Below are 12231 nucleotides of genomic sequence, written 5' to 3'. Positions count from 1 at the left end.
AGCAAGACGGTGGTCCACGTGCTGCGGCACGGCGAGGTGCACAACCCGGACAAGATTCTCTACGGCCGGCTGCCCGGTTTCCGCCTCTCCGAACTGGGCGTGCAGATGGCCAAGGCCGCCGCCCAGGGCCTGGCCGACCGGGACGTGGTGCACGTCGTGGCGAGCCCGCTGGAGCGCGCCCAGCAGACCGCCGAGCCGATCGCCGCGCAGTTCGGTCTCCCGGTCGGGGTGGACGAGCGGCTGATCGAGAGCGCCAACTGGTTCGAGGGCAAGAAGGTCTCGCCCGGTGACGGGTCCTTCCGCGACCCGCGCAACTGGTGGGTGCTGCGGGACCCGGTCACCCCGTCCTGGGGCGAGGCGTACCGGACGATCGCCGAGCGGATGTTCGCCGCGCTGCACGCCGCCCGGGTCGCCGCCGAGGGGCGCGAGGCGGTCTGCGTCTCCCACCAGCTCCCGATCTGGACGCTGCGCCGGCACGTCGAGCGCAAGCGGCTCTGGCACGACCCGCGTCGCCGGCAGTGCGGACTGGCCAGCCTCACCTCGTTCCACTTCGAGGGGGCGAAGATCGTCGGCGTCGGGTACTCCGAGCCGGCCGCCCACCTGATCGCCATGTCGCCGACCGCCAGGACAGCCAAGGGAGCCTGATGAACGCCCGGAGGTGGACCGCCGCCCTGCTCGTCACCGTCGCCACGGTGGCGCTGGCCGGCTGCACCGCCGAGAACGGCGAGCAGCGCTGCGCCACCCGGGAGGGCTTCCTGGAGTGCGCTCCCGACCAGCGCGGCACCGCGCCCAAGGTCAGCGGGGAACTCCTCGACGGCGGCGGCTACGACCTCAGCCAGGACCGGGGCAAGGTCGTTGTGATCAACTTCTGGGGTTCCTGGTGCAACCCCTGCCGGGCCGAGGCCGACGATCTGGAGAACACCTACCAGGCGACCAAGGGCTCCGGGGTGACCTTCCTCGGCATCAACGTCTCCGACAGCCGGGACAAGGCCATCGCGTTCGAGAAGAACTTCGGGGTCACCTACCCGAGCCTCTTCGACCCGCCCGGCCGTACCGCCCTCGACTTCGAGATCGCGCCGAACGCGATTCCGGCGACCGTCGTCCTCGACCGGGAGGGGCGGATCGCGGTGCTGCGCCGTGGCGCGGTGATCCAGGACGCCCTGCAACCGGTGGTCGAGCGGATCGCCGCCGAGGACTCCCGCTGATGGGAGAGACCTTCCGCAGCCTCGCCGAGAGCGGCCCGCTGCTGCTGGCGATCGGCGCGGCGGCCCTCGCCGGCCTGGTCAGCTTCCTCTCGCCCTGCGTGCTGCCTCTCGTCCCGGGCTACCTCTCCTACGTCACCGGCCTCGCCGGCGCCGACCTGGAAGGCCGAGGTGGTGGTAGCAGGGGCCCCCTGTTACCGGATTCTGCCGAGGAAGGGCCCCCTGCAACCACCTCAGCCAGCGGCGGCATCAGCCCGGCGGGCGGCGGCACGGCGGGCGGCACGGCGCTGGCGGTGCGGGAGCGGACGTCGTCGACCGTTGCCGTGAAGGGGCGGGTGCTCGCCGGGACACTGCTGTTCATCGGCGGCTTCACCGCGGTCTTCACCGCCACCGCGATCCTCTTCGCCAGCGTCGGCAAGGTCCTCTTCGCGTACGAGCGGGCGCTGGAGATCGGCATCGGCACCCTGGTCATCGTGCTCGGGCTGGCGTTCGTCGGGGTGCTGCCCGGCCTGCAACGGGAGTTCCGGATCCACCGGCTGCCGTCAGCCGGCCTGCTCGGCGCGCCCGTCTTCGGCGCGGTCTTCGCGCTGAGCTGGATGCCCTGCACCGGACCGACCCTCGGGGCGGTGCTCGGCATGGCCGCCGCCGGTGGCCAGACCGACCGGGCGGTGGTGCTCGCCGTGGCGTACTGCCTCGGGCTGGGCCTGCCGTTCGTGGTCTTCGGGCTCGCGTTCCAGCGGCTGCTCGGCGTCTTCCGGCTGATCCGGCGTAACAGCCGCTGGGTCACCCGGGCCGGCGGGGCGCTGATGCTCCTGATCGGCCTGGCCCTGGTCACCGGGGGTTGGCAGAGCTTCGTGATCTGGTTGCAGACCACCTTCGGGGTGGGCGAGGTGAGCATCTGATGGCGATCGTCGACGACCGGCCCGCGACGCCCTCCCCGCCGACCCCGCGCCGCCGGTCCAACCCGGTGCTGGCCCTGCTGCGCAACTCGTGGCGACAGCTCACCAGCATGCGTACCGCGCTGGTCCTGCTCTTCCTGCTGGCGGTCGCCGCCGTCCCCGGCTCGGTGCTGCCGCAGCGCGGGGTCAACCCGGAGGACGTCGACGACTTCTTCGTCGAGAACCCCGACCTGGCCCGGGTGCTGGACCGGATCGGCGGGTTCGAGGTCTTCGGCTCGATCTGGTTCTCCGCGATCTACCTGCTGCTGTTCACCTCGCTGGTCGGCTGCATCGTGCCCCGGCTCCGCGACCACGTACGCGCGCTGCGGTCCGTACCGCCGGCGGCGCCGAAGCGGCTGGAGCGGCTGCCGCAGCACGCGGTCCTGACCGACCACGACGGCGGCCCGGAGGCCATCGCGGCGGTGCTGCGCCGCCGCCGGTGGCGGGTCATGGTCCGGGACAACGAGGTCTCCGCCGAGAAGGGGTACCTCAAGGAGACCGGGAACCTCCTCTTCCACACCTCGATGATCGCGGTGCTGATCGGTGTGGCCCTCGGCTCGTGGTACGGCTGGAGCGGCAACCGCCTCCTGGTGGCCGGCGCGGACAACGCCTTCTGCAACACCCAGTTCCAGTACGCCGAGTCGAAGTTCGGCGCCCGGGTGCAGAGCCCGGACCTGCCGCCGTTCTGCATGACGCTGGAGGAGTTCGAGGCCCGCTTCCTGGAGTCCGGCCAGCCGGAGTTCTACAACGCCACGGTGACCGTGACCGAGGAGGGACGTCAGCCGCGCCGGGAGGAGTTCTCGGTCAACTCGCCGCTGCGGCTCGACGGGGCCAACGCCTACCTGCTCGGCCACGGCTACGCGCCGATCATCCGGTACACCGACCGCAACGGCGACTCGCAGACCTCGACGGTGCCCTTCCTGACCACGGACAACACCCTCACCGGTGAGGGTGTGGCGCTTTTCCCGGACGTCAACGCGGACCCGGCGACCGGGAAGCGCAACCCGGACCTCCAGGTCGCCTTCGAGGGGCTCTACCTGCCCACCGCGCCGGACGCCCCGCCGTACGTGCGGTCGCAACACCCGACCGAGCGGAACCCGGGGGTCTTCCTGATCGGGTACCGGGGAAACCTGGGTGTGGACGCCGGCATCCCCGGTTCGGTGTACCGGCTCGACCAGCGGCAGGTCGACAACGGCAAGCTCACGCAACTCGGTGACGCGAAGCTGCTCCGGCCGGGCGAGAAGTGGACCCTGGACGACGGGAGCAGCGTCGAGTTCCTCGGCACCGAGCCGTTCATCACGCTCTCCGTCCGGTACGACCCGGGCTCCACGCTGATGCTGGTGAGCTGTGGGGTATTGCTGGTCGGCCTGATGGGGTCGCTCTTCGGGCGGCGGCGTCGGGTGTGGTTCCGGGTGGTTCCGGGTGGTGCCCCCGACCCGGACGGCGCGTCAACGACGGGCGGTAGTAGTTTGGTGGAGGCCGGTGGGCTGCCGCGCACCGAGTACCCCGGGTTCGCCGCCGAGTTCACGCAGCTCGTCGACGAGATCCAGGGCACCGGCGGGGCCGGTGCCGACGGCCGGGCCGCCCCGGGCTCGCGAGAAGGGACCGAGTGATGTCCGCGCTCTCCGATCAGCTGGTGACCTTCGCGATCCTCGCGTACCTGGTCGCGATGATCTGCCACGCCGTCGAGTACGCCCTCGGCAACGCCCGTACCCGGGCGGTGGCCGCGACGCCCGCCCGCGAGCTGGTCGGCGCGGGGGTCGGCGGGTCCGGCGGAAGCCCGGCCGGTGCGGACGCCCCGGTCGCCGGAGCGACGGCTGCGGACGACCTGGAGGGCGGGGACACCGACCCGAAGCTGCCGGCAGGCCCGAACGGGCGGGCCCGGATCGGCGGCCGGATCGCGGTCGTCGCCACCGTGGTCGCCACCCTGTTGCACCTCGCGGGCCTGGTCACCCGCGGCATCGCCGCCGACCGGATGCCCTGGGGCAACATGTACGAGTACGTGCTGACCGTCTCGCTCATCGGGGTCGTCGGCTGGCTCACGGTGCTCTGGAAGCGCCCCTCGCTGCGCCGCCTCGGGCTGTTCCTGACGCTGGTCATGGTGCTCCTGCTGGCCACCGCCGAGCTGGTGCTCTACGTGCCGGTGGTGCCGCTGGTGCCGGCGCTCAACTCGTACTGGTTCATCATCCACGTCTCGACGGTGGTCTTCGCCTCCGGTCTCTTCCTGCTCGGCTCGGTGCCGGCGGTGACCTACCTGATGCGCGCCGGGTACGAGCGCGGCAAGCGGAGCTTCCCGTACACGCTGGCGAAGCGGATGCCGGCGGCGGAGAGCCTGGAACGGCTCACCTTCGTGCTGCACGCGTTCGCCTTCCCGGTCTTCACCTTCGCGGTGATCGCCGGGGCGATCTGGGCCGAGGCGTCCTGGGGCCGGCCGTGGGGCTGGGACCCGAAGGAGACCTGGTCGTTCATCTCCTGGGTGATCTACGCCGGCTACCTGCACGCGCGGGCCACCCCGAGTGTGAAGCGGAACGTGGCCACCTGGATCGCGGTGCTGGGCTTCCTGACCATGCTGATGAACCTGTTCGGCGTGAACATCTTCTTCGAGGGCCTGCACTCGTACGGCGGCCTGGACTGACCCCACTCCGCCCCTGCGGACGACGACCGCCGGCGCCCTGACGGGCAGCCGGCGGTCGCGTCGTTCCGGGATCAGGAGATGGTCACGGGGGCGCTGTCGTTCGTCGGGTCGTCGTCCGCCCGTGGGTAGGCGTACGGGATCCGGACCTCGCCCGGCGCGCCGAGTGGGCCGTCGATCCGCAGGTCGAAGTCGACCAGGAAGGCCTCGCCGGCCGCGAAGATGCCACCCGGCTTGGTGCAGTACCAGGTCACCGGCCCCTCGAAGCCGTCGTCGCCGCCCATGGGCCAGCAGTCCGTCGGCCAGTTGGCGACGACCGTGCCGGCCGGCGGGACGAAGGCGAACTGGCCCGGATCCCCACCGGAGATGGTGTTGTCCGGGACGCCGGGACCGTCGTTGCGCATGCCGACCCGGACCGTCACCGTGTCACCCACCGAACCGGTGGCGGCGGCACCGAGCGTCACCACGTCGAATGCGCCGGGGACGTCGCGCAGGTAGTACCGGCCGTACGGGTCCTGGTGGTCGGCGCCGATGACATCGACCGGGGCGCCCACCTGGCGGAGCCGGAGGGTGCGGTCGGCGGGACGCGGCTCCAGCACCACGCCCGCCGGCGGCGGGCCGGCGGTCGTGGCCGGTTCCACCGTCTGCCTGATCTGCTTGCCGCCGAGGGCGGCCGGGCCGACAGTGGTGGCGAAGCCGCCCGGGACATGGTAGCTCAGCCCTGGGTGGAACGTGCCCGGGAAGGCGCAGACCGCGATCGTGCTGAGCTGGTCGCCGGCACCGTAGCGGCAGTTGCGGTAGGCGGCGGGCGCCAGCCCGACCGGGAACCGGATGGTGAGCCGGAGACCGGACATCGACACGTTGCCGGCGCTGATCAGGGCCACCGGCATGGCGAGGGTGTCGCCGGTGTCGACACCGTCGACGGACTCGTCGACCAGGCTGACCGCGTCCGGCCCGGCGTGCACCGAGACGGCGGCCTGCTGGGCCCCGTCGCTGACACCGTCGGCCAGCACGGTGTAGCCGATCGTCCCGACCACGCCGTCGGCGGTGCCGGGGACGGCCCGCAGCACGACCGGCACGCTGCCGTTCAGCATGCCGAGCTCGTCCGGGGTGGCGGTGGGCGGCATCGGGCAGGTGACCCCGGCGCCGGCGGTGACACACCAGTCCGGGAAGGTGGCGGTGGCGACTCCGGCCAGTCCGCTCAGGTCGAGGACGACCCGGGGATTGGTCGCTCCGTTGCTGACCAGGCTGAGAACGGTGGTCCGGCCGGGGGCGCCGGCGGCACCGATGGTGGTGTCGTTGAGCCAACCGTAGACCCAGCCGGGATCGTCCTCCGCCGATGCGGGGTTCGCCGCCAGGCCGACCACAGTCACCGCCGCGAGCGCGGCCGCGCCGACCTGGAACGTGCGGGTAACGCGTACAGGTGTCATGGGACTCCTTCAGGAGGATGATCCGGTCGGACCGCCCGGCCCGAGCGGCGGACCGGATCCTATGGGGACGGTGCGACGCGAGGGGGGTGGTCAGTAGCGGAAGCGGCCTGGCGCGGCCTGGCTAGGCTCGCCTCGTGGCCGAGAAGGAGTCTTCGGGGCGTCCGGTGCATCCGGAGGTCACGCTCTCGCTGCCGTTCGAGGGGCTGTGGCTCGTCCGGAACAGCCCGGCCCGGCGGGTTCCGAGTCATGGCACTGACCTGTTCGGTGAGCGGTACGCCATCGACTTCGTCGGGGTGGACGAGCGCCGCCGGACTGCCGACCGCCGCGACTGGCGGACCTTCCTCGCCACCGAACCGGCCGACCGGTTCTTCGCCTACGGTCGGCCGATCCTGGCCCCCGCTGACGGCACCCTCGTCGAGGTGCACGACGGCGAGATCGACCACGCCGGCCGGCGCTCACAGCTTGCTCTCGTGCCGTACACGCTGGGCCAGGCGGCCCGGGTCCGGCAGGGCGTACGTGCGGTGGCCGGCAACTACCTGGTCATCGCGCTCCCCGGTGGCGCGTTCGTGGCTCTCGCCCACCTGCGCGGCGGTTCCGTCCGGGTCACCCCCGGGGAGGAGGTGACGGCGGGGCAGCACGTGGCGGCCTGTGGCAACTCCGGCAACTCGACCCAGCCACATCTGCACATGCAGGTCATGGAGACCCGGGACTTCTCCGTCGCCCGGGGCGTCCCGATGGCGTTCCGGCACTTCCGCGAACGGCCGCGCGGCGGGAGGCAGTTCCACCCCAGGGAGTACGGCGTGCCAGGCGAGGGCGCGGTCGTCGAGCCGCTGGACCCGCCTTCCTGAGCGGCGCGCTCTGTCCCGTTCCCAGCCGCCACCCCGTCCGCAGAATGTATAACTACACTTCTTAGAAGTGTAGTTATACATCCTGGAGTGCCGATGACGCTCAGCAAGCCGGCGGGGATCTTCGACCGGGACGTCGAGTGGGCTGAGCTGGCCCGGTTCGCCACCGACGCCCGTCCCGGTGCGACCCTCGGTGTGGTCACCGGTCGCCGCCGACAGGGGAAGACGCTCCTCCTGTACGAGTTGGCCCAGGCGACCGGAGGCTTCTACTTCGGCGCGACGGAGGCGACCCCGGCGGAGTCGCTTCGCAGGCTGGGCGAGGCGATCGGTCGGTACACGGAGGCACCGGGGCCGGTCCGGCTGGCCGACTGGTCCGAGGCCGTCGACGCGCTGCTCGCCCTGGGCCGGGCCCGCCCGGTGACCGTGGTGGTCGACGAGTTTCCGTACCTGGCCCGGGCGAGCCGGGACCTGCCGTCGACCATCCAGCACGCGCTCACTCCGGGCAGACCGCAGCGTACGGACTCCCGAACCCGCCTGCTGCTCTGCGGGTCCGCCCTCTCGTTCATGGGCGGACTTCTCGCCGGGTCGGCTCCCCTGCGGGGGCGCGCGGGCCTGGAGCTTCCGGTCGCACCGCTCGACTACCGGGCGGCGGCAGCGTTCTGGGGGATCGGCGACCCGCTCCTCGCCGCCCGGTTGTTCGCCATCGTCGGGGGCACCCCGGCCTACCGCCGGGAGTATGTCCAGGACGACGCGCCGGGCGGCCCGGACGACTTCGACGACTGGGTGGTACGGGCGGTGTTGAACCCGGCCCGGCCGCTGTTCCGGGAGGCCCGGTACCTACTCGCCGAGGATCCGGACCTCCGCGACGCGGCGCTCTACCACTCCGTACTCGCGGCGGTGGCTGAGGGGAACGGCACCCGGGGTGGGATCGCCGGCTACATCGGCCGTAAGGCCACCGACCTCCAGCACCCGCTCACCGTGCTGGAGGACGCCGGCCTGCTGGCCCGGGACCCGGATCCGCTGCGCAGCGGCCGGAGCCGGTACCGCATCACCGAGCCGTTGATCACCTTCTACCAGGCGGTCATGCGCCCGGCCTGGACCGCTTTGGAGCAGCGGCGCGGTGCGGACGTCTGGCGCCGCTCCCAGCGCCGGTACGCGAGCGCGGTGCTCGGGCCGGGCTTCGAGGAGACCGTCCGGCAGTGGGCGCTCCGCTTCGCCGCACCGGAGACCTTCGGCGGGATCGTCGCCGAGGCGAGCGCGGCGACCCTGACCGACCCGGCCAGCCGGACCAGTCACGAACTGGACCTCGTCGCGCTGGGGGAGCCACCGCTCGGGGACGGGCCGCGGCCGTTGCTCGCCATCGGCGAGGTCAAGTGGGGGCGTACCCTCGGTCGGCCGGACCTGGAACGGTTGGAGCGAGCCCGCGTCCTGCTCACCGCGAGACCCGGGTGGGACGCCGGGAGCGCCCGCCTGCTACTGGCCAGCGGGGAGGGCTTCACCGACGAACTCCGGCAGCTCGCCGCCCGACGACCGGACGTACTTCTCCTCGACCCCGAACGGCTCTACTCCGGCGACTGAGCCGCCGGAGACCAGGTCGCTGGTCGTGATGTCTGTCCAGTGGGCCGGGCTCCCGGTGGTACCGCAACCCCGACCCGGTCCGCCCGCCCGGCGTCGGCCTCTTGTCGGTGTCCCGGTAGCCCGATGACGGGGACGCCCCCGGTCCGGCGACAAGAAGTGGATCATCGAGGGGGCGGTGACCGGCCCCCGTGGGGACCGGGTGGGGTGGGGCTCAGGTTGGTGCGGGACACTGGGGGTATGGCGGCTCGTGGCTTCCCGTACACCGATCTCAAGGACTTCCTGAAGGCGCTGGAGCGCGCGGGGGAACTGCGGCGCGTGAGCGTGCCGGTGGACCCGTCGCTGGAGATCAGCGAAATCGTCACCCGGACGGTACGGGCGAACGGCCCCGCGCTGCTCTTCGAGCGCCCCACCCGGGGCGAGATGCCGGTGGCGGTCAACCTCTTCGGCACCGAGAAGCGGATGGCGATGGCGCTCGGCGTCGAGTCGCTGGACGAGATCGGCGACCGGATCGGCGAGATGCTCAAGCCGGAACTGCCGATGGGCTTCTCCGGCATGATGGGCGGCCTGGGCAAGGTCATGCAGCTCAAGTCGATGCCGCCGAAGAAGGTGAAGACCGCCCCCTGTCAGCAGGTGGTCTACCGGGGCGACGACGTCGACCTGAACCGGCTGCCGGGGTTGCAGGTGTGGCCCGGCGACGGCGGCATCTTCCACAACTTCGGGCTGACCCACACGAAGCACCCGGAGAGCGGCAAGCGCAACCTCGGGCTGTACCGGCTCCAGCAGCACAGCCGCAACACGCTCGGCATGCACTGGCAGATCCACAAGAACTCCACCGCGCACCACGCGGTCGCGGAACGGCTCGGGCAGCGGCTGCCGGTGGCGATCGCGATCGGCTGCGACCCGGTGGTCAGCTACGCGTCCAGCGCGCCGCTCCCCGCCGACATCGACGAATATCTGTTCGCCGGGTTCCTGCGCGGGGAACGGGTCGAGATGGTCGACTGCCTGACCGTGCCGCTCCAGGTGCCGGCGCACGCCCAGGTGGTGCTGGAGGGCTACATCGAGCCCGGAGAGCGGCTGCCGGAGGGGCCGTTCGGGGACCACACCGGCTTCTACACCCCGGTCGAGCCGTTCCCGGTCATGCACGTCGAGACGATGACCATGCAGCGTGACCCGGTCTACCACTCGATCGTCACGTCGAAGCCGCCGCAGGAGGACCACGGCCTCGGCAAGGCCACCGAGCGGATCTTCGCCCCGCTGCTGCGGTTCCTCATTCCGGACATCGTCGACTACAACCTGCCCTCGGCCGGCGTGTTCCACAACTGCGCGATCGTGTCGATCCGCAAGCGCTACCCGAAGCACGCCCAGAAGGTGATGAACGCGATCTGGGGCGCGCACATGATGTCGCTGACCAAGCTGGTCGTGATCGTCGACGAGGACTGCGACGTACACGACTACCAGGAGGTGGCCTTCCGGGCCTTCGGCAACGTCGACTACTCGCGTGACCTGCTGCTCACCGAGGGGCCGGTGGACCACCTGGACCACGCGTCGTACCAGCAGTTCTGGGGCGGCAAGGCGGGCGTCGACGCGACCCGCAAGCTCCCCACCGAGGGCTACACCCGGGGCTGGCCCGAGGAGATGACCATGTCGCCGGAGGTCGTCGCCCTGGTCGACAAGCGCTGGAAGGAGTACGGCGTCCGATGACAGCGGTCGCCGAACGGCCCGGTCGGGTGAAGTCGTTCCTCCGGCTCGTCGCGATCGAACACTCGGTGTTCGCGCTGCCCTTCGCGTACCTCTCCGCGCTGACCGCGATGCAGGTCGAGGGCGGTCGGGTGCGCTGGGTCGACCTGCTGCTGATCACCGTGGCGATGGTCGGGGCGCGGACGTTCGCGATGGCCGCCAACCGGATCCTCGACCGGCGGATCGACGCGCGGAACCCGCGTACCGCCGGGCGGGAGCTGGTGACCGGGGCGGTGAGCGTGCGGACGGCCTGGACCGGCGCGGTGGTCGCGCTGGTGGTCTTCCTCGCCGCCGCCGCCCTGCTCAACCCGCTCTGCCTGGTGCTCGCGCCGCTGGCCGTGGTGCCGCTGGTGGTCTACCCGTACGGCAAGCGGTTCACCGACTGGCCGCACGCGATCCTCGCGGTGGCCCAGGCGGTCGGCCCGGTCGGCGCGTGGCTCGCCGTCACCGGCACCTTCGCCGGCTCCTGGCCGGCCTGGCTGCTCGGGATCGCGGTGGGCCTGTGGATCGGCGGGTTCGACCTGATCTACGCCTGCCAGGACGCCGAGGTGGACCGGAAGATCGGGGTGCGCAGTGTCCCGGCCCGGTACGGGCTGCGTTTCGCCCTGCACGCCTCGACGGCGGCGCACGTGGTGACCTTCGCGCTCTTCGTCTGGTACGGGGCGCTGGTCGGCTTCGGCTGGCCGTGGTGGGCGGGTCTGGCGCTCACCGCGCTCGCCTTCGGCTACCAGCACGTGGTGGTCAGCCCGACCGACCTGACCCGGGTCAACCGGGCGTTCTTCACCGCGAACGGCTTCGTCGGCATCGCCCTCTTCCTCTTCGCCCTGCTCGACCTGGTGCTCCGGCTGGACCTGCGGGCCTGAGCAAACCGCGCGGCCGGTCAGGACACGGGGTAGCGGGCGCTCTCCCGGGACCAGTCGATGGTGCCGCGCACGGAGTTCGCCACCGCGTCCAACTGGACGGCGACCGCCCGGTCCAGCTCCGGCCCGAACGACGGCACCGCCGTGCGCAGCGCCACGAAACGGTCCATCGCCTCCCGCCACCGGTCGGCCACCAGGGTGACCGCGGTCTCGACCGGCACCCCACGCTCGTGCGCGGTGGCCAGCACCAGGTTGTGCCCACCGGCACCGGCCCGGTCCCGCTCCAGCGAGATCACGTCGTTGAACCAGGAGAGCAGGTCGTTCGCGGTCTCGGCGATCCGGACCAGCAGCGGATGGTGGTAGACCGCGTCCGGCAGCACCTGTCCGGTGGCGAACTCCACCAGCGTGTACGAGACGTACGCCGCCGAGGTGGCCCGGCGCAGCGGCACGTACTCGTCGACTGTCGGCATCCGCCCGGCGGCCTTGTTGACCGACTCGCGCCACGTCCCGTCCAGGTGGTGGGTCATCGCGTCGGTGAAGCGGACCCGCCAGCGGGCGGGCATCCGGGCCCGGGGCGCCCGCCAGGCGTCCACCAGCATCCGGCGCAGCGGACCGGTGAAGCCGGGGTGGCGCGAGCGCGGACCGGCCCGCAGCAGCCGCAGCACCCCCTGCCGGAGCCCGTCGACCTCCTCCGGGGTGGAGCGGCGCGGCCCGTCGCAGAAGTCGTCGACCAGGAAGAACCAGGTGAACAGGGCGGCCAGGGTGCGTAGGTCGTTCTCGCCGGCGTCCGGGTAGATCCGGCCCGCGTACCGGGCGATGCCGGCCCGGTCGAGCCGTTCGAGGGCGACCCGCTCCAGCGGTAGGTCGAACCGGGCGACCCAGGAGGACAGCCATTCCTGGGTCGCGTCGACGTGCGGCGACAGCCGGGACGGAATGGGGCAGTCGAACCGTGGCGATCCGAGGGATCCGCCGGTCATCACCGATTCCTTCCCCGCTGTACGTTATGCAC

Annotated in this window: 11 protein-coding genes; 9 read left to right on the top strand and 2 right to left on the bottom strand. The window is 71.9% G+C overall.

All coding sequences use genetic code 11. The annotated features are described in order from the left end of the window. The first annotated feature begins 9 nt into the window (after positions 1–9). Genes QSK20_RS10700 through ccsB form a run of 5 tightly spaced genes read left to right on the top strand, consistent with a single transcriptional unit; the run spans position 10 to position 4775 of the window. A complete protein-coding gene (locus QSK20_RS10700) occupies positions 10–645 on the top strand; it encodes a histidine phosphatase family protein (RefSeq protein WP_285788678.1) in 636 nt (211 codons plus the stop codon). Beyond that, a complete protein-coding gene (locus tag QSK20_RS10695) occupies positions 645–1205 on the top strand; it encodes a TlpA family protein disulfide reductase (RefSeq protein WP_285788443.1) in 561 nt (186 codons plus the stop codon). Before QSK20_RS10700 ends, QSK20_RS10695 begins: the two co-directional genes overlap by 1 nt. Then, a complete protein-coding gene (locus QSK20_RS10690; protein ID WP_285788442.1) occupies positions 1205–2104 on the top strand; it encodes a cytochrome c biogenesis CcdA family protein in 900 nt (299 codons plus the stop codon). The genes QSK20_RS10695 and QSK20_RS10690 overlap by 1 nt, the downstream gene beginning before the upstream one ends. Beyond that, positions 2104–3753 (top strand): cytochrome c biogenesis protein ResB, encoded by a 1650-nt coding sequence (locus tag QSK20_RS10685; RefSeq protein WP_285788441.1) that lies wholly within the window; start codon positions 2104–2106, stop codon positions 3751–3753. Before QSK20_RS10690 ends, QSK20_RS10685 begins: the two co-directional genes overlap by 1 nt. After that, a complete protein-coding gene (gene ccsB, locus QSK20_RS10680) occupies positions 3753–4775 on the top strand; it encodes a c-type cytochrome biogenesis protein CcsB (protein ID WP_285788440.1) in 1023 nt (340 codons plus the stop codon). Before QSK20_RS10685 ends, ccsB begins: the two co-directional genes overlap by 1 nt. A gap of 71 nt (positions 4776–4846) precedes the next feature. On the opposite strand, the gene QSK20_RS10675 is transcribed toward ccsB, so the two are convergent. Beyond that, positions 4847–6202 (bottom strand): hypothetical protein, encoded by a 1356-nt coding sequence (locus tag QSK20_RS10675; RefSeq protein ID WP_285788439.1) that lies wholly within the window; start codon positions 6200–6202, stop codon positions 4847–4849. Between the two features lie 134 nt (positions 6203–6336). On the opposite strand from QSK20_RS10675, the gene QSK20_RS10670 reads away from it, so the two are divergent. The 4 genes from QSK20_RS10670 (at position 6337) to mqnP (ending at position 11225) form a co-directional block, all read left to right on the top strand. Next, complete coding sequence (locus QSK20_RS10670) at positions 6337–7050, top strand: M23 family metallopeptidase (RefSeq protein ID WP_285788438.1); 714 nt, start codon at positions 6337–6339, stop codon at positions 7048–7050. 93 nt (positions 7051–7143) lie between these two features. Continuing rightward, on the top strand, positions 7144–8625 hold the full coding sequence (locus tag QSK20_RS10665) for an AAA family ATPase (protein ID WP_285788437.1): 1482 nt from the start codon (positions 7144–7146) through the stop codon (positions 8623–8625). A 237-nt stretch (positions 8626–8862) separates the two neighbouring features. Next, positions 8863–10326, top strand: a complete 1464-nt coding sequence (locus QSK20_RS10660) for a menaquinone biosynthesis decarboxylase (protein ID WP_285788436.1) — start codon at positions 8863–8865, stop codon at positions 10324–10326. Continuing rightward, a complete protein-coding gene (gene mqnP / locus QSK20_RS10655; RefSeq protein WP_285788435.1) occupies positions 10323–11225 on the top strand; it encodes a menaquinone biosynthesis prenyltransferase MqnP in 903 nt (300 codons plus the stop codon). The genes QSK20_RS10660 and mqnP overlap by 4 nt, the downstream gene beginning before the upstream one ends. Positions 11226–11242: 17 nt before the next feature. Here mqnP and QSK20_RS10650 read toward each other — a convergent pair whose 3' ends face one another. Then, on the bottom strand, positions 11243–12199 hold the full coding sequence (locus QSK20_RS10650) for a terpene synthase family protein (protein ID WP_285788434.1): 957 nt from the start codon (positions 12197–12199) through the stop codon (positions 11243–11245). Positions 12200–12231: the final 32 nt, after the last annotated feature.

Origin of the sequence: Micromonospora sp. NBRC 101691 (assembly GCF_030269285.1) — a bacterium.
In the GTDB taxonomy this organism is placed as follows: Bacteria; Actinomycetota; Actinomycetes; order Mycobacteriales; family Micromonosporaceae; genus Micromonospora; species Micromonospora echinospora.
This window is presented reverse-complemented; position numbering and strand designations above follow the sequence as displayed.

Excerpts from the sequence above, each read along its gene's own strand:
- QSK20_RS10685 (WP_285788441.1), top strand. The coding sequence starts at position 2,104 with ATGGCGATCGTCGACGACCGGCCCGCGACGCCCTCCCCGCCGACCCCG.
- QSK20_RS10650 (WP_285788434.1), bottom strand. The coding sequence starts at position 12,199 with ATGACCGGCGGATCCCTCGGATCGCCACGGTTCGACTGCCCCATTCCG.
- QSK20_RS10660 (WP_285788436.1), top strand. The coding sequence starts at position 8,863 with ATGGCGGCTCGTGGCTTCCCGTACACCGATCTCAAGGACTTCCTGAAG.
- ccsB (WP_285788440.1), top strand. The coding sequence starts at position 3,753 with ATGTCCGCGCTCTCCGATCAGCTGGTGACCTTCGCGATCCTCGCGTAC.
- QSK20_RS10690 (WP_285788442.1), top strand. The coding sequence starts at position 1,205 with ATGGGAGAGACCTTCCGCAGCCTCGCCGAGAGCGGCCCGCTGCTGCTG.
- QSK20_RS10695 (WP_285788443.1), top strand. The coding sequence starts at position 645 with ATGAACGCCCGGAGGTGGACCGCCGCCCTGCTCGTCACCGTCGCCACG.
- mqnP (WP_285788435.1), top strand. The coding sequence starts at position 10,323 with ATGACAGCGGTCGCCGAACGGCCCGGTCGGGTGAAGTCGTTCCTCCGG.
- QSK20_RS10675 (WP_285788439.1), bottom strand. The coding sequence starts at position 6,202 with ATGACACCTGTACGCGTTACCCGCACGTTCCAGGTCGGCGCGGCCGCG.
- QSK20_RS10665 (WP_285788437.1), top strand. The coding sequence starts at position 7,144 with ATGACGCTCAGCAAGCCGGCGGGGATCTTCGACCGGGACGTCGAGTGG.